Origin of the sequence: Shewanella sp. S23-S33 (assembly GCF_043359565.1) — a bacterium.
GTDB lineage: Bacteria > Pseudomonadota > Gammaproteobacteria > Enterobacterales > Shewanellaceae > Shewanella > Shewanella oncorhynchi.
In genome coordinates this window covers 161,461-177,720 of sequence record NZ_JBHFFD010000021.1, presented here as the reverse complement: position 1 = coordinate 177,720, position 16,260 = coordinate 161,461, and the positions used below count along the sequence as shown (strand labels likewise).

13 protein-coding genes are annotated in these 16,260 nt (G+C 44.0%); 5 read left to right on the top strand and 8 right to left on the bottom strand.

Translation table 11 applies throughout. From position 1 onward, the window contains the following. Positions 1–24 precede the first annotated feature (24 nt). The gene (locus tag ACHA99_RS06845; protein ID WP_028760325.1) at positions 25–387 is read left to right on the top strand and encodes an STAS/SEC14 domain-containing protein; all 363 of its coding nucleotides are present in this window, start codon (positions 25–27) and stop codon (positions 385–387) included. 11 nt (positions 388–398) lie between these two features. Here ACHA99_RS06845 and ACHA99_RS06840 read toward each other — a convergent pair whose 3' ends face one another. From ACHA99_RS06840 to nhaB, 3 genes are all read right to left on the bottom strand, one after another. Next, the gene (locus tag ACHA99_RS06840; protein ID WP_393941825.1) at positions 399–3,029 is read right to left on the bottom strand and encodes a PAS domain-containing protein; all 2,631 of its coding nucleotides are present in this window, start codon (positions 3,027–3,029) and stop codon (positions 399–401) included. A gap of 160 nt (positions 3,030–3,189) precedes the next feature. Then, positions 3,190–3,717 carry a disulfide bond formation protein DsbB gene (gene dsbB / locus ACHA99_RS06835; RefSeq protein ID WP_263265239.1) on the bottom strand — a complete coding sequence of 176 codons (528 nt, stop codon included), beginning with the start codon at positions 3,715–3,717 and terminating at the stop codon, positions 3,190–3,192. Positions 3,718–3,806: 89 nt separating this feature from the next. Next, on the bottom strand, positions 3,807–5,408 hold the full coding sequence (gene nhaB / locus ACHA99_RS06830; protein ID WP_028760322.1) for a sodium/proton antiporter NhaB: 1,602 nt from the start codon (positions 5,406–5,408) through the stop codon (positions 3,807–3,809). A 301-nt stretch (positions 5,409–5,709) separates the two neighbouring features. On the opposite strand from nhaB, the gene fadR reads away from it, so the two are divergent. Further along, positions 5,710–6,426 (top strand): fatty acid metabolism transcriptional regulator FadR, encoded by a 717-nt coding sequence (gene fadR / locus ACHA99_RS06825; protein WP_028760321.1) that lies wholly within the window; start codon positions 5,710–5,712, stop codon positions 6,424–6,426. Positions 6,427–6,510: 84 nt separating this feature from the next. Here fadR and ACHA99_RS06820 read toward each other — a convergent pair whose 3' ends face one another. From ACHA99_RS06820 to sodB, 4 genes are all read right to left on the bottom strand, one after another. Beyond that, positions 6,511–8,037 carry a SpoVR family protein gene (locus ACHA99_RS06820; RefSeq protein ID WP_393941822.1) on the bottom strand — a complete coding sequence of 509 codons (1,527 nt, stop codon included), beginning with the start codon at positions 8,035–8,037 and terminating at the stop codon, positions 6,511–6,513. Between the two features lie 9 nt (positions 8,038–8,046). Further along, positions 8,047–9,315, bottom strand: coding sequence for a YeaH/YhbH family protein (locus ACHA99_RS06815; protein ID WP_063883574.1), 1,269 nt, complete (start codon positions 9,313–9,315; stop codon positions 8,047–8,049). Positions 9,316–9,381: 66 nt separating this feature from the next. Continuing rightward, on the bottom strand, positions 9,382–11,316 hold the full coding sequence (locus ACHA99_RS06810; RefSeq protein WP_393941819.1) for a PrkA family serine protein kinase: 1,935 nt from the start codon (positions 11,314–11,316) through the stop codon (positions 9,382–9,384). A gap of 286 nt (positions 11,317–11,602) precedes the next feature. Next, entirely contained in the window at positions 11,603–12,187 is a 585-nt protein-coding gene (gene sodB / locus ACHA99_RS06805; RefSeq protein ID WP_028760317.1) for a superoxide dismutase [Fe], read from the bottom strand. A gap of 225 nt (positions 12,188–12,412) precedes the next feature. Here sodB and grxD point away from each other — a divergent pair, with 225 nt between their 5' ends. After that, positions 12,413–12,745 carry a Grx4 family monothiol glutaredoxin gene (gene grxD / locus ACHA99_RS06800; RefSeq protein WP_011846572.1) on the top strand — a complete coding sequence of 111 codons (333 nt, stop codon included), beginning with the start codon at positions 12,413–12,415 and terminating at the stop codon, positions 12,743–12,745. A 163-nt stretch (positions 12,746–12,908) separates the two neighbouring features. On the opposite strand, the gene ACHA99_RS06795 is transcribed toward grxD, so the two are convergent. Beyond that, positions 12,909–14,159 carry a uracil-xanthine permease family protein gene (locus ACHA99_RS06795; protein WP_263144613.1) on the bottom strand — a complete coding sequence of 417 codons (1,251 nt, stop codon included), beginning with the start codon at positions 14,157–14,159 and terminating at the stop codon, positions 12,909–12,911. 215 nt (positions 14,160–14,374) lie between these two features. On the opposite strand from ACHA99_RS06795, the gene ACHA99_RS06790 reads away from it, so the two are divergent. Next, positions 14,375–15,466 (top strand): DUF2066 domain-containing protein, encoded by a 1,092-nt coding sequence (locus tag ACHA99_RS06790; protein ID WP_393941816.1) that lies wholly within the window; start codon positions 14,375–14,377, stop codon positions 15,464–15,466. Between the two features lie 62 nt (positions 15,467–15,528). Continuing rightward, positions 15,529–16,239 (top strand): DnaA inactivator Hda, encoded by a 711-nt coding sequence (hda, locus tag ACHA99_RS06785; protein WP_393941814.1) that lies wholly within the window; start codon positions 15,529–15,531, stop codon positions 16,237–16,239. Positions 16,240–16,260 lie beyond the last annotated feature (21 nt).

Genomic DNA, 16,260 nt, shown 5'->3' with positions numbered 1-16,260 from the left:
TCATGTATTGATAAGGAGTGTTCAATGCTAACGATTTCTTCGGGTCATGCCGATGATATATTGGCTGTGGTCGCATCTGGCCGTGTTAACCATGGGGATGTTGAAGGCTATTTGGTTCCCGCCATAGAAGCCAAGCTGCAAGACCACGCCAGTATTCGCCTTTGGTACGAGTTTTCCCCTGAATTTGAAGGTATATCCGTTGGGGCCCTGTGGGATGATGCGGTATTAGGTTTATTTCATTTAAGTGATTTTTCAAGGGTCGTGATGATTGCTAATGCCACTCAAACAAATGCTATGGTTAATGCGCTAGCCTGCATGCTGCCATGTCCGGTAAAGGTATTTACCGCCGATGAACATAGCCAAGCCAAGGCATGGTTAGATCAATAACGCACCTTTGTTTATTGCGGTTCTAAATCTGTACTCAGTGGCCAACGACATTGAATGTGTGTGCCTTGGTTCAAGTGGCTACTGATGCTAAGGCTGCCATTGAGATCATTTTTAAGCCACAGATTTATACAGGTCAGCGTTCCAAGGCAGAGTTCTTGCGCTAGTTCTTGCCGTAACTGTGCGAGTTGCGGCACTGTCATACCTATCCCATTATCGATAATACTGATGTGTAACTCTTCGCTCGACTTGTCGATATTAATGGTTATTTCACGCTGTTCATTGTGAGCTTTAAATGCATGATTCAACGTGTTGGTGATTAGACGATAAAACAGCTGCAAATATTGCCAAGAAGGGCCATCAATGATGATATTTTCTTCGCAATTTAACGCTATTTCCACATTTGTTTTAGCTAGTTGTACCTTTAGCAACCCTAAGAGATGACGCATAAATTGTGCGAGATGCAGTGGCCGAATGTCATTTTGATGATTCGTTAATAACTGGGCAATATGTCGCAATTTATCTGCCTGAGTCACCATGATTTCGGTGATCTGATTTTGATCGTTAGCATTATCTATTGGCTGAAGTTGGCACACTTTGGCGAGTAGCTGATCTTGTTCATGCATAATTTGCGTCATCATTTCAGCTAGAAAATTTTGCATTAGCTGTTGGCTTTGTTCACGACTGAGATTGAGTTGCTGATGTTTCTCAAGCAATTGGGTTGATTTGTCTTGGAGCAGATAGAGTTCATGGTTATGTTGATTACTGAGACGAACTTGTTCTTGTAGGTGATTAAGCGCCTCGACTTGCCCTAAAAGTAACTTTTCTTGTTCTTGCTCTTTAATTTTTTGTAAGGTGATATCAAAGGCAATAGCACCGACTGCAATAACGTTATCGTCATCATCTTTGATCTTAAATTTAGTCACGATATAAATAAGATTGCCTAGGGGCGATGGAATAGCTTCTTCGAAGTTTATGGCTTCATGATTATGCAGAACGCGTCGATCATTTTGTTGATACTCGTGGGCAAATTGGCTGGGAAATATCTCAAAATCAGAAGTGCCAATAATGCGTCTGCGTTCTATACCTAAGATTTCACAATATTTGTCATTGACGAGAATATATTTACCGTGAAGATCTTTGATATAGATGAGATTTTGAGAAAATTTAAGTAAAGCCCTCAATTGTTCTTTATGGCGCTTTAACTCCAGTTGAAACAGGTTTTGGCTCTGCAATTGCTGTTCTAGTGCCAGGTTACTCGCATCTAAGCTCGCCATTGCCACTTCAAGTTGTCGAGTACGCGATAGGAATGTTTTTGCCAATAATCCAATTTCGTCATGGCTGTTATTGGCTTTGAGTTCGATAGAGGCGGAATCATTACGTTTTAAGGCTTGGACGATTTCAATAATGGGGGTGATAAATAGTCGGTGCTGGAGTAAGAATAATAGAATTAAGCCTAATAGTTGAATACAGACTAAATAAACGCCGACCTTTTCGATTAAATGTTTAGCGGTATCCTGCAGCGGTGAAATTGGGGTGACGACAAGTACCTTCCAATAGGTATTTGGCATGAGAAATACCGAAACGAGGGATGCCGTTTTAAGGATTGGATCATGGGTCAAAGTTACCGACGTCAGTAATTTCGGGGCAGTAAAATGATTTAAGGCATTGTTATTTACGATGGCCGCTAACATGTCACGCTCATCTTGATGACTTAGTCTCGTTAGATGCTGCATCTGTTCTTGGGTAAAAACGCGCTCGGCAATCGCCGCTTCTATAAAGGCTTTATCTGCACTCTGCAATGCGACTTCGACGGGGCTAAAATCTGGCTGTTGGCTGGCGAGATGATTGAAGGTGACGAAAGAATGATTGGTATTGGTTTGATGCTTAAGATCGTTATTGGCATCTGGATAGGCGAGTACTTGGTTTTGATGATCTAAGGCTATGACATAGCCTCTGACATTAATCATAGTATTGCGTAATAGCACATTGAGCTTTTCTAAACTGATATCCACAGTGGCGGCACCAATAAACTGATGGTCCATCCACATAGCGCCTGAGGCTGTGATCATTGACTCATGGGTTGTCGGATCGAAATAAGATTTTGACCAGAAAATTTTACCTGCAGGAAAATAGCGCGTCGGGCGATACCATTCTTCGGTGTGGTAGCTTGGGAACGTGTCTTTGTTATAGGAATCAATGGCGACTAATTCATCGTTTACATTGTGTGCCCAAAACAGGCTATCTCGAAATTTTTGCTGATTAAACGCACCGGGTTCCGGCCAGACGCCGCCGCCAGAGATGATGCGTTGTTGACTATCGAGTTTCAGCAACGTGGGAATGGTTTTCACCAGTTGCTCATGATCATAGCGGTAAAGTTTGGCAATACTGGAAATAGAGTCGACTACGGTTTCAACCTGTGAAGTCATTTCTTGCAGTTTGGCGATAATCAACTGGCCATAGTTTTGGTTTAACACGGCTTGCTGATCAAGAACTTGTTGGCGTTGAATGCTCAGCATCACCCAAGCTGTACTACAAACCAAAATAGCGGCAATGACGAGCTGAATAAGGCTAAATTTGAATGGCAAACTGTTTTGCCATTGGGTTAATGGCGTGTGTGGCTCAGATGTCGAACTTTTTCCCATAATCCCCAGTTTCCAAATCACCACTTTTCATTGAGCCAGTGTAGCGCTTTCTCACTGTTTTGCTATTGGCATATGTTTAAGTTGCGAGGATTGAATAGGATAAGTGGAATATAATCGTCAATAAAAAGGCAGGTTTTATGCCTGCCTTATCTCAAACTCGTTATTTATAAAGAGATGGTTTATTTGAACCACTTAGGACAGGCACAATAAAGAGTAACCAAGCGACTAAGAAGCCACTGAAGGCCACTACCATCCATTCGGGCATCGTTACACCCATAAAGACCCAAGGTACATCAGTACACATGCCAGTAGGCATCATAATGGCAGGGAACCATTCGTGTAATGGCATCCAAGCAGGAAATTCAGGTAAGAATGAACAGGTTGAAAAAGGGGATGGGTTGGCTTGCATATCTACGAGCGATAAGGCCAGTTTTAATCCCCAAGTTGCACTGATGGCCCAGAGCACGGCAGCTAAGATCCTGACAATTCGATATTTTGGTGCTGTCATGCCAATGAGACCTGCCGCCAATAAACCAAAAATAGCGAGTCTTTGGTAAATACACATGACACAGGGTTCCAGTTTCATAACATATTGAAAATACAGGGCGGCTGCTTCTAACCCAAGGGCTGTGCCTGCGAGAATAAACCAAGATGAACGGGAATGGGCAAAGCGAGTCATTACAGTCAAAGTGAGCTCCATATCAACAAAAAACGCCCTCAGACATGGGGCGTTTTTTGGACTCTACTTATTAAATAAAGTTCAGTCAATAAAGAAGATTAATGTCCAGTCATCGGCTCTAAAACTTCACTAGCGCTGTGATGGATGATTATCTGGGAATCATAGAAATATTGGGTGGCTTGTTCTAAGAAACCCGTTTGAATCGCCATGACACCTACGATAGACAGCACGATAGTGTAAGGCAATGCCATCCATACCATTCTGCCATAGGATAAGCGGATAAGTGGTGCTAGGGCTGAGGTTAGTAGGAACAAGAACGCCGCTTGACCATTGGGTGTTGCAACCGAAGGTAAGTTAGTTCCAGTATTAATCGCAACGGCCAGCAAGTCGAATTGATCACGGCTGATTTGACCGTTAATCAATGCCGCTTTCACTTCGTTAATGTACACTGTGCCGACGAACACGTTATCACTCACCATAGACAGTAATCCGTTGGCAATATAGAAAATCACCAACTGAGTATTGCCTTGATAACTCAGTGCCCATTGGATCACTGGTGCGAATAAGTGCTGGTCGATAATCACGCCAACAACCGCAAAGAAGACAGCTAATAACGCGGTAAAAGGCAGTGCTTCTTCGAAAGCTTTACCGAGGGCATGCTCATCGGTAACGCCGTTAAAGGCTGTGGTTAAAATAATCACAGAAAGACCAATTAAGCCCACTGAGGCCAAGTGCAATGCAAGTCCTGCGATCAACCAGACACCCACTAAGGCTTGGACGATTAACTTCATGTTGTCTTTATTGGTACGGCGCGCATCTTCATGGGCGGCATATTCACATAAGATCCGATGAACGGCTGTTGGCAACTTAGCGCCATAACCAAAAATGCCAAATTTTTCAACTAAGTAACAAGTTAAGATACCCGAGATTAATACAGGAACAGTAACGGGTGACATACGCACAGCGAATTCACCAAATTGCCAATTTGCTTGCGCGGCGATAATAAGGTTTTGTGGTTCACCCACCATAGTACACACGCCGCCCAGCGCAGTACCCACACCCGCATGCATTAACAGATTACGTAGGAAACCACGGAATGCACTGAGTTCTTCTTCGTTTAACTGATCTTCACCATCATCATTTTTACCTTCAGAGGTATGATCGTGATCAGCGCCGAAATCTTTTCCAGAAGCGACCTTGTGGTAAATAGAATAGAAACCCACAGCGACCGCGATAATGACGGCAATAACCGTTAACGCATCTAAGAAGGCTGATAAAAAGGCTGAAGCCAAACAAAACATTAATGACACTAAAATTTTAGAGCGCACTTTAGTAATGATTTTCGTGAAGCCAAATAGCAGCAATTGCTTCATGAAATATATACCAGCGACCATAAATACCAAGAGTAATAATACTTCGAGGTTGGCTTCTATTTCATGTAAGACTTGGCTTGCCGATGTCATTCCGATCGCGACGGCTTCAATTGCCAATAATCCGCCGGGCTGTAATGGATAGCATTTTAATGCCATTGCTAAGGTAAAAATAAATTCTAGAACCAATACCCAACCAGCCACAAAGGGGTCGACATAGAAAAAGAGTATTGGATTGATAATTAAAAATGACAGTATTGCGGTTTTGTACCACTTAGGAGAATTTCCTAAGAAGTTCCCAATAAACGCCTGACTCATTGTCGCCGGCATGGCAGCCTCTCTTCTAATTATGTTAAAAATTGCACGTGATTATTATCAATACCTGCGTTAGTTAAATGAGTCTAGCCTAAAGAGAAAGCTAATGTAATGAGTTACTGATACCGACATTTCAAAAAGCGGAGCTAAGCGGCAAAATTGGCCCATCCTGTATTGACCTTGGTCGTTTTTTTGAACGATTCTGTGACATTTACACGGCGATAACACAGTGATTTTAAGTGAATGGTTTCCATTTTTTACCGCTCTGGTATGATCAGTGACCATTACGACGCACAACAACTGGATAAGTGGGCTGATGATTATCAATGCCAAAGGACCTGCAAGTTTTGCAGAGAAGTATATTGTGAGATCAATTTGGGAAAACAAATTTCCTCCAGGGTCCATTTTACCGGCTGAACGTGAGCTTTCAGAATTGATTGGTGTGACTCGCACCACTCTGCGTGAGGTGCTTCAGCGCTTGGCGCGTGACGGTTGGCTGAAAATTCAGCATGGCAAACCAACACGGGTTAACAACTTTTGGGAAACCTCAGGCTTAAACATCCTTGAGACTATTGCTGATTTGAATCCCGAGGGTTTTCCGGTATTGGTTGACCAACTCTTGTCAGCTAGAACGAACGTCAGTGCTATCTATTTTCGCGGTGCTTTGCGTTATAACCCGGATACCGCTGTGGAGGTACTTGCAAAGATTCACCAGCTTGAAGATACGGCTGAATCCTATGCTGAATTTGACTACTTACTGCATCACACCTTAGCTTTTTCGTCCGGAAATCCACTTTACGTTTTGATATTAAACGGATTTAAAGGTTTGTATAGTCGAGTTGGTCGTTATTACTTTACCAGCTCAGATGCGCGTTTATTAGCATTGAACTTTTACAAAGAATTAGAACTGTTGGCTCAGGCTAAAAATTACCTCGATGTCTCTGCGCTAATGCGTACCTATGGCATGAATAGCGGTAAGATGTGGTTACAATTACGCGAAGATATGCCGGCTTCTATTGCTCAAGATCATTAAACTCTGTGAGTGATATCGCGTTAAGATAGCGCTAAATAAACAAAAAGGCCGTTTCAATTGGAAACGGCCTTTTTATTGTGCTTATTATTCTGGTTTATTGGCTTCAGGGCAGGATGCTAAGACGCTAATACTCGCATCTGCATTTTTTTGCTCTAAGGTGACAGTGAAACCCCATAATCGATGTAAATGCTTTAATACTTCTTTATGGCTGTTGGCTAAGGGAATATCGTTATTTGGCACATAATGTAAGGTTAAGGATCGATCACCGTTGATTTCTACATTATGTACTTGGATATTCGGCTCAATATTAGACAGGTTATATTGTTGTGATAGTAACTGGCGAATATCTTGATAGCCCCGTTCATCGTGGATTGCAGATACCGAAAGATAATTGCGTTTCTCATCATCATGGATACCGAACAATTTAAATTGGCGGATAACTTTAGGTGAGAGATATTGGCTAATAAAACTTTCATCTTTAAAGTTTTGCATTGCAAAGTGTAAGGTTTCAATCCAATCGCTGCCAGCAATGTCGGGAAACCAAGCTTTATCTTCATCGGTTGGATTTTCACAAATACGCCGAATATCGGTGAACATGGCAAAGCCTAAAGCGTATGGGTTGATGCCACTGTAATAACGACTGTTGTAATCGGGTTGGGCCACAACGCCTGTATGGCTTTGCAAAAACTCGATCATGAAGCGGTCAGTAACCACGCCATCGTCGTATAAGTGATTCAAGATAGTGTAATGCCAGAAGGTTGCCCAGCCTTCATTCATCACTTGAGTTTGTTTTTGCGGATAAAAATATTGCGCCATTTTACGCACAATACGGATTATTTCCCTTTGCCATGGTTCAAGCAAAGGAGCGTTTTTCTCGATGAAATATAAAATATTTTCCTGCGGTTCGGCGGGGAAACGACGCTTTTTAGATTGAGACTGCTCATGTTGATGGGTTGGAATGGTGCGCCATAAATCATTTACTTGGCTTTGAAGGTAAGCCTCGCGATCCTTTTGTCTTGCTTGTTCTTCCCTGAATGAGATTTCAGAGGGACGTTTATAACGATCTACACCATAGTTCATTAGCGCATGACAGGAGTCTATGACGCTTTCGACTTGTTCTACACCGTATTTTTGCTCGCAGTCACTTATGTAGTTTTTAGCAAAGACAAGGTAGTCAATAATCGAGCTCGCATCTGTCCATGTCTTAAATAAGTAATTGTTTTTAAAAAAGCTGTTATGTCCGAAACAGGCGTGAGCTATCACCAGCGCCTGCATTGTGATGGTGTTTTCTTCCATTAAGTAAGCGATGCAGGGGTTAGAGTTAATCACAATTTCATAGGCGAGCCCCATTTGGCCACGTTTGTAACCTTGCTCGGTTTCGATAAAACGTTTGCCGAAAGACCAATGGGTGTAACCTATGGGCATGCCTATGCCAGCATAAGCATCCATCATCTGTTCAGCAGTGATGACTTCAATTTGATTTGGGTAAGTGCTGAGTTTATAGAGCGCTGCCACCCGCTCAATTTCCTTGAGGTAGCCTTGCAGTAGCTCGAAGCTCCAGTCGGGACCATCGCTCAGTGGTGTCCAAGGTGTTGATTTAGTTATCCCCATAGTGCCCCCTTAAACCGCTTGTTTCTTGAATAGCTCCCTAAAGACAGGGTAAATATCTTCGGCTTGACGTATATGCTGCACGGCGATGTTGTCGTAATGCTGTTGCAGGGATTCATATTCGCGCCACAGGGTTTGATGGGCGCGATTGGTGATTTCGATATAGCTGTAGTAGCGCACCAGTGGCAATATTTTTTGTTCTAACAATTGCCTACAGGTAGGTGAATCATCGGCCCAGTTATCCCCGTCGGATGCTTGGGCTGCGTAAATATTCCACTCATCGGCGGGGTAGCGGGCTTGTTGAATTTCATGCATTAATTTCAATGCACTGGACACTATGGTGCCGCCCGTTTCTTGGGAGTAAAAGAACTCGTGTTCATCGACTTCTTTGGCTTGGGTATGGTGGCGAATGTAAACCACTTCTAAATTTTTATAGGTACGAGTGAGGAACAGATACAGCAAGATATAGAAGCGTTTTGCCATATCTTTAGTTGCCTGATCCATAGAACCTGACACATCCATTAAACAGAACATCACAGCTTGGCTAGAGGGGATTTCTCGTTTCGCATAATTATTAAAGCGCAGATCGAAGGTATCGATAAACGGCACTCTAGCAATCTTTTGTTTTAACTCCTCAATTTGAGCTTTTAAATCCAAAATCAACTCCGCCTTAGTACCTGGAATATTTTCCAGTTCAGCAAGTTCTTGTTCTAACTCTTTTAATAGTTTCTTTTTACTGGCCGACATCGCAATGCGACGTGCAAGGGATGAACGTAATGAACGGACAATATTGATGTTAGCGGGGACGCCATCATTGGTGAACCCAGCACGGTAAATTTGGTATTCCACCAGTTTATTGAGGCGATTTTTTTGTAGATTGGGGAGTTCTAAGTCCTCAAACAATAACTCTAGATACTCGTCTTTAGAGATTTCGAACACAAAGTCATCGTCGCCTTCACCCGAGTTTGAGGCCTCGCCTTTGCCCGAACCGCCGCCTGAACCACCAGGTGGTCGGTCAATTTTATCGCCACGGGTAAATTGGTCATTACCGGGATGCACTCTATCCCTGACACCACCTTTGCCTTGGTGAAACATAGGTTCACTGATATCCCGTGTTGGGATACTGATTTTTTCGCCTTTATCTACATCCGTTACGCTGCGACGAGTCACTGCATCGCTGACGGCTTTTTTAATTTGTTGCTTATATCTATTGATAAAGCGTTGGCGGTTGACTGTGCTTTTTCCTTTCGCATTCAACCGTCTATCGATAAAGTTCGCCATACGCACCTCCCAAAACCCAGCGAAGGCTTTGGCAACACCAAAGCCCTGTACTTAGTTAGCGCAAGTTTAAGAAGATTTACGAACTCGTAAATACCACTCAGACAAGAGTCGGACTTGTTTTTTGGTATAGCCTTTCTCCATCATGCGATTGACGAAATCATCGTGTTTGCGTTGATCGTCGTTCGACGTTTTGGCGTTAAAGGAAATAACAGGCAGTAAATCTTCTGTGTTGGAGAACATTTTCTTCTCGATCACAGTGCGAAGTTTCTCGTAGCTGGTCCAGAGCGGATTGTTACCCTCATGATTCGCGCGGGCGCGCAGCACAAAGTTGACGATTTCATTACGGAAATCTTTAGGATTACTGATCCCCGCTGGCTTCTCAATCTTTTCAAGTTCAGCATTGAGGGCGGCACGGTCGAATAGCTGACCTGTTTCTGGGTCGCGGTATTCTTGATCTTGTATCCAAAAATCGGCGTAAGTGACATAGCGGTCGAAGATATTTTGGCCATATTCAGAGTAAGACTCTAAGTAAGCGGTTTGAATTTCTTTACCGATAAACTCCACATATTTAGGGATCAAATAACCTTTTAGGAATTCAAGATAACGTTCGGCGGTATCGCCGGGGAACTGTTCTTGTTCAATTTGTCGTTCGAGGACATAGAATAAATGTACTGGGTTGGCGGCGATCTCTGAATGGTCGAAGTTAAATACCCGCGACAAAATCTTAAAGGCGAAACGGGTGGATAGTCCATTCATGCCTTCATCGACACCTGCGTAATCACGGTATTCTTGGTAAGACTTAGCCTTAGGATCGGTATCTTTCAGGCTTTCACCGTCATATACCCGCATCTTAGAGTAGATGGAGGAGTTTTCAGGCGGCTTGATGCGTGACAACACACTAAATTGCGCTAAGGTTTCTAAGGTGCCGGGAGCGCAGGGCGCTTTCGATAACTCAGAGTTGATTAGCAGTTTTTGATAGATTTGCAGCTCTTCTGAGACCCGTAAACAGTAGGGCACTTTGACTATGTAAACACGGTCGAGGAAGGCTTCGTTGTTTTTGTTGTTTTTGAAGGTTGACCACTCGGACTCGTTTGAGTGAGCCAGAATAATCCCGCTATAGGGCAAGGCCGATAAGCCTTCTGTGCCGTTATAGTTACCTTCTTGCGTCGCAGTCAGTAGTGGATGCAGCACTTTAATTGGTGCCTTAAACATCTCGACGAATTCCATCACCCCTTGGTTTGCACGGCACAATGCGCCTGAATAGGCGTAAGCATCGGGATCATCTTGGGAGAAATGTTCGAGCTGCCGAATATCGACTTTACCGACAAGGGACGAAATATCTTGGTTGTTTTCATCACCGGGTTCAGTTTTCGCTATTGCCACTTGGTCCAGAATGGATGGAAAGACTTTCACCACGCGAAATTTGGAGATATCGCCACTAAATTCATGCAGACGTTTTACCGCCCAAGGCGACATGATGGTTTTCAGATAACGGTTGGGAATGTTGAATTCATCTTTTAACAGCTGTCCATCTTCTTCCACATCAAACAGGCAGAAGGGGTGATCGTTGACTGGGCTGCGGACTCCATTCGCGCTCAGAATGTAAATGGGCACTTTTTGCATTAGGGCTTTGAGTTTTTCGGCTAGCGATGACTTACCGCCGCCCACTGGGCCCAGTAGGTATAGAATTTGTTTGGATTCTTCTAATCCTTGAGCCGAGTGCTTTAGGTAAGCCACAATTTGCTCTATGGCGTCTTCCATGCCGAAGAAATCTTTAAATGCGGGATAGCGTGAAATAAGTCGATTCGAAAAAATACGGCTAAGTGTTGGATTTTTTGCGGTATCAATGACTTCTGCTTCACCAATTGCAAGCAGTAGTCGCTCTGATGCTGACATGTAAGCGCTGCGATCTCCCTTGCAGATGTCCAGAAACTCCTGCAAAGAATATTCTTCATCGAGTTTTTGTTCGTAGCGCTTTTGGTAATGCTCGAAAATGCCCATATAAACCCCCTTAAACGCCAGTGATGTCATGGAACGGATAACTGGCTAGCCAGCCTCCTACTCTAATCTTAGACACAAACTCACTATCTGTGTCAAAAAAATATCAAATAAAAACAATAACAAATAGTTGCAAACGCAATTATTGCACTTGTAGTTAGCGGAGGATAAATCGGTAGGATAAGGGATGGGCGGCAAACGAGTGGCATAAAAAAAGAGCCACTAGGGCTCTTTTTACTGGGATTAACCCACTGCTCATTCGGCAGTAAACAACGTTAGGTTAAATGAATTAACCTGCGAAGTTTTGGTTAACGAAGTCCCAGTTAACTAATTGCCAGAAGTGGGCAAGGTAGTCAGGACGCACGTTACGGTAATCGATGTAGTAAGCGTGTTCCCACACGTCAACTGTCATGATTGGCGTTACTGTGCTGTCAGTCAGTGGCGTCGCTGCATTGCTAGTGTTAACGATAGCAAGAGTGCCATCGGCTTTTTTCACTAACCATGTCCAAGCGCTACCGAAGTTGTTTACTGCCGAATCAGTAAATTGTGCTTTGAATGCGTCGAATGAACCGAAAGCGGCATTGATTGCATCAGCAACTGGGCCTGTTGGTTCGCCGCCAGCATTAGGGGCTAAGCAGTTCCAGTAAAAAGTGTGGTTCCACACTTGAGCTGCGTTGTTAAATACGCCACCCGTAGAAGTCTTGATGATATCTTCTAAAGATTTGCCAGCGAAATCAGTTCCTTCGATTAAGCCGTTTAGCTTCACAACATAAGTGTTGTGGTGCTTGCCGTAGTGGTATTCTATGGTTTCTTGAGAAATGTGTGGTTCTAGTGCGTTCTTTGCATATGGTAATGCGGGTAATTCGAAAGCCATTAGTATCTCTCCATGGTCTTAGGTTATCGTTTCTTAAACGTGCTCACTTAGGACTATTGTACCGATAAAATTTGTGATGTGAATCATTGTTTAGCTAATTGGCTAGATAGACGCCATCGAAAAATCAAATGTCGACATAACCTTACAAACTGTGGGATTTTGTTCTGCGTCTAGCTGACGTACAATAGTCGCATTGAGTCAACGTCATCCTACTTAGGAATCAAAATGGAAACAGTAGAGAAAATTAAGCAGCAGATCACGGAAAACCCTATCATTGTTTATATGAAAGGCTCTCCTAAGTTACCAAGCTGTGGCTTCTCGTCACAGGTAGCTCAGATCATGATTAACTGCGGCGAGCAGTTTGCATTCGTGGATATTCTTCAGCATCCAGACATTCGCGCAGAATTACCTAAGTTTGCTAACTGGCCGACTTTCCCACAATTGTGGATTGAAGGCGAGTTAATCGGTGGGTGTGATATCGTAGTGGACATGTTCCAAAAAGGCGAATTACAACCTTTGATCAAAGCGGCTGCCGCTAAGATCAAGACTGAAGAGTAAGAGTTAATTCTTACTTCATAAAAATATTGCTTCATAAAAAAGGCCGCCGTGATTGATATCACAGCGGCCTTTTTTATGGTGGTTTCTTAATAAACGATCAATTTTATAAAGTGGTCATTTTTCAACGATCTACTTCGAAATTGATCGTGTCTTCAAGCCGTAATTAATGAGGCGTCACATCAGACTCGTGGTGTTTATTGTGTGGCTTAGTCGCGGGTAATAGTAAGTTCATGGTAATAGCGACAATACCGCACAAGCTAATACCAGTCAGACTGAATGAACCTATGCCAAATGCCATGCCGCCGATACCAAAGACTAAGGTAACACCGACAATACTTAAATTACGTGGCTCTGATAAATCCACATGATTACGAATAAGGGTGTTGAGGCCAACTGCGGCAATGGAACCAAATAGCAAACACATAATACCGCCCATCACTGGGACGGGGATAGTTTGCATCAGCGCACCTAGTTTGCCAACGAAGGCTAAAGTGATGGCGGTAATGGCAGTCCAAGTCATGATCTTAGGATCAAAATTTCGGGTTAAAGTTACTGCACCTGTCACTTCTGAGTAAGTTGTGTTCGGTGGACCACCAAAGGCTGCGGCTGCAATTGTGGCAATCCCGTCACCCGTTAGCGTGCGATGCAGGCCGGGTTTTTTCATAAAATCTTTACCCGTGACGTTGGATATCGCCAGAATATCACCTATGTGTTCTACCGCAGGGGCGATTGCCACTGGGATCATAAATGCGATGGCATACCAGTTTAATTCTGGCGCGACAAATTTAGGAATAGCAATCCAGCTTGCAGCGGTCACGACGGCAAAATCAACAATACCAAAGGCTAGGCTTAAGCTGTAACCTACTATAATACCTGCTAAAATCGGCATCACTTTGAGTAGGCCCTTTGCGAAAATCGCCACCGCGATAGTGGTGCCAAGCGATGCGAGCGAAATAAATAACGCCGTATTTGTAGCGACTAAAGTCAAGCTACCATCACCACTCTTGCCTAATGCCATATTCACCGCCACGGGGGCTAAGCCAAGGCCGATAATAATGATCACGGGTCCCACTACGACTGGGGGCAATAGTTTGTGGATAAAGTCAGTGCCGCGCACTTTAACCAAGGCGCCGAGCATGACGTAGACCACGCCCGCGGCCATAATGCCGCCCATTGTGGATGGAATTCCCCAAGTCTGCACGCCATAAAGTATGGGGGCAATAAAGGCGAAGGAAGATGCGAGGAAGATAGGCACTTGGCGTTTAGTAATCAATTGGAAGAGTAGGGTACCGATACCTGCGGTAAACAATGCCACACTGGTGTCGAGCCCTGTGAGTAGCGGCATTAGCACTAGGGCACCGAAGGCCACAAATAGCATTTGCGCGCCCTGTAGGGGGATAGCGAGTCGTCTCATTTATTATTCTCGTTAATTTAGGGTAAACCGCCAAATGATAACAGTTTGTTGGATTTTGAGCAGAAGAAAATCGCCTGTTTTGCCGACGTTGATCACTGTTTGGGTTTTCTGTGCTATGGCAGGCACGGAAATGGGGCTAAATTTTGGCAAGACTCGCTTAAGGCGCTAACTATGGTACAATTTGCCTCATCTGACGCTACTTCAACTACTCAAAGATGCTGAAATTCCTATTGAAGCCGAGCTTAATTGCATTTCTATATTGTCTGTTCACGATTAATAGCGTCAATGCTGTTGAGGTGAGTAAATTAGATGAGGCCAATGTGCCTGTGTCTTCGCGCGCAGTTGCTGAACGCGACAAAGCCTTAAAAAGTGCACTTGAGCAAGTCATTATCAAGAACACTGGGACGGCGCGATCCCTCGATAACAGCCTAATCCAATCTCAGATCAGTAATCCTGATACCTTGCTGAGCCAGTATGGTTATATCGAGCAAAATGGCCAATTGCTGTTGACCGCGAGTTTTGAGCACCGCCGCATAGTGGCGTTACTGCGTCAGGCACAATTGCCCGTTTGGGGAACTCAACGCCCGCTGACGTTATTTTGGGTCGCTATGCCTGGTGATGGCGACACTATGATATTGGGTGACTCATCTGCGTTAGCCGAACGTAAGATTTTTAGCGATTTTTCCTATGCCCGCGGTATACCTGTACTCTTGCCTATCTTAGATCTTGATGAGTTGATGGGTATTAATCCTAACGATATTAAAGGGATGTTTGCCGACATCGTGGCGAGTGTATCTGGCCGCTATCAAGCTGACTTTTTGGCGCTAGTGGCAATTGATGCCGCCGGGAATCAGGTTCGTTATCGTTTAAATCTTTATACTAAGGCTACCATTGACTCTTTGACGCCACCGTTATTCAGTTATAACGGTACTGCTGAAAATTCGGCCCAAGCGATTACCGCTATGATGGCAGCGTTAGGTGAATACTATTTTACTAAGTATGCGATTGCTGATACTGGTACTCAGCTTGGTGCGAGTGTTACCTTCGTTAATATCCAAAAAATGGCGCAATTAGTTGAAGTTGAAAAATATTTGAAGCAACTCAGCGCGATTAAAAATGCCACGTTAACGCATATTCAAGGTAATACTGTGACTTTCTCGTTAGATTTATTTGGCTCAGAGACGGATTTACAACGCTTATTAAGCTTAGAGCCGCGTATTTCTGTGGTCGCACCTGTGAGTGCAGGTGAATTTAGCCCTGTCTCTAATCAAACTGGCAAACCTGTGTATGAATGGCGTTTACATTAAGATGTTATCGGCCGTGCTTAGTTAAGCACGGCATTGTTTTTATTTAATATTGAGAAGACCGAGTGCCCTTAAACTCACCTCTGCAACTCTCGTTACCTGTGCATTTGCCAGACGACGAAACCTTTAATAGTTATTACCCCGCCGCGGGTAATGATGAACTTATTCAAAAATTGAGAGCGAATGCCGAAGGGCATGGTGAAGCCGCCATCTATTTGTGGGGCCCAGTTAAATCGGGTCGAACCCATTTAATGCACGCTGCTTGCGCGCACGCTAATGAAGTGGAGCGTCGCAGCTTTTATATTCCCTTAGGCATACATGCGAGTATTTCGACCGCATTGCTTGAAGGCCTAGAACAGTTGGATTTGGTTTGTATCGATGATGTCGATGCCATCGCCGGCCACCCCGTTTGGGAAGAGGCGATTTTTGATCTCTACAATCGCGTCGCAGAAAATAATAATTGCGCCTTAGTGGTCAGCGGCAGCTCGTCTCCTGCGGATGCTGGGTTCCTCTTGCCAGATCTTGTTTCACGTATGCAATGGGGGTTGAATTACCAACTGCAACCCATGGCAGATGATGAGAAACTTGCCGCTCTGCAACGCCGCGCCGCCATGCGTGGTCTGCAATTACCGGAAGACGTTGGGCGTTTTTTGTTGAACCGAATGGCGCGGGATTTACGTACCTTGTTCGATGTATTGGATAAGTTAGATAAAGCCTCATTAGTGCATCAGCGCAAGCTCACGATTCCGTTTGCCAAAGAGATGCTACACCTTTAGATACAGCATGGTTTGTGTTCG

Coding starts and splice junctions, on each gene's coding strand:
- ACHA99_RS06845 (WP_028760325.1), top strand. CDS start 25: ATGCTAACGATTTCTTCGGGTCATGCCGATGATATATTGGCTGTGGTC.
- ACHA99_RS06840 (WP_393941825.1), bottom strand. CDS start 3,029: ATGGGAAAAAGTTCGACATCTGAGCCACACACGCCATTAACCCAATGG.
- nhaB (WP_028760322.1), bottom strand. CDS start 5,408: ATGCCGGCGACAATGAGTCAGGCGTTTATTGGGAACTTCTTAGGAAAT.
- fadR (WP_028760321.1), top strand. CDS start 5,710: ATGATTATCAATGCCAAAGGACCTGCAAGTTTTGCAGAGAAGTATATT.
- ACHA99_RS06820 (WP_393941822.1), bottom strand. CDS start 8,037: ATGGGGATAACTAAATCAACACCTTGGACACCACTGAGCGATGGTCCC.
- ACHA99_RS06815 (WP_063883574.1), bottom strand. CDS start 9,315: ATGGCGAACTTTATCGATAGACGGTTGAATGCGAAAGGAAAAAGCACA.
- ACHA99_RS06810 (WP_393941819.1), bottom strand. CDS start 11,316: ATGGGCATTTTCGAGCATTACCAAAAGCGCTACGAACAAAAACTCGAT.
- sodB (WP_028760317.1), bottom strand. CDS start 12,187: ATGGCTTTCGAATTACCCGCATTACCATATGCAAAGAACGCACTAGAA.
- grxD (WP_011846572.1), top strand. CDS start 12,413: ATGGAAACAGTAGAGAAAATTAAGCAGCAGATCACGGAAAACCCTATC.
- ACHA99_RS06795 (WP_263144613.1), bottom strand. CDS start 14,159: ATGAGACGACTCGCTATCCCCCTACAGGGCGCGCAAATGCTATTTGTG.
- ACHA99_RS06790 (WP_393941816.1), top strand. CDS start 14,375: ATGCTGAAATTCCTATTGAAGCCGAGCTTAATTGCATTTCTATATTGT.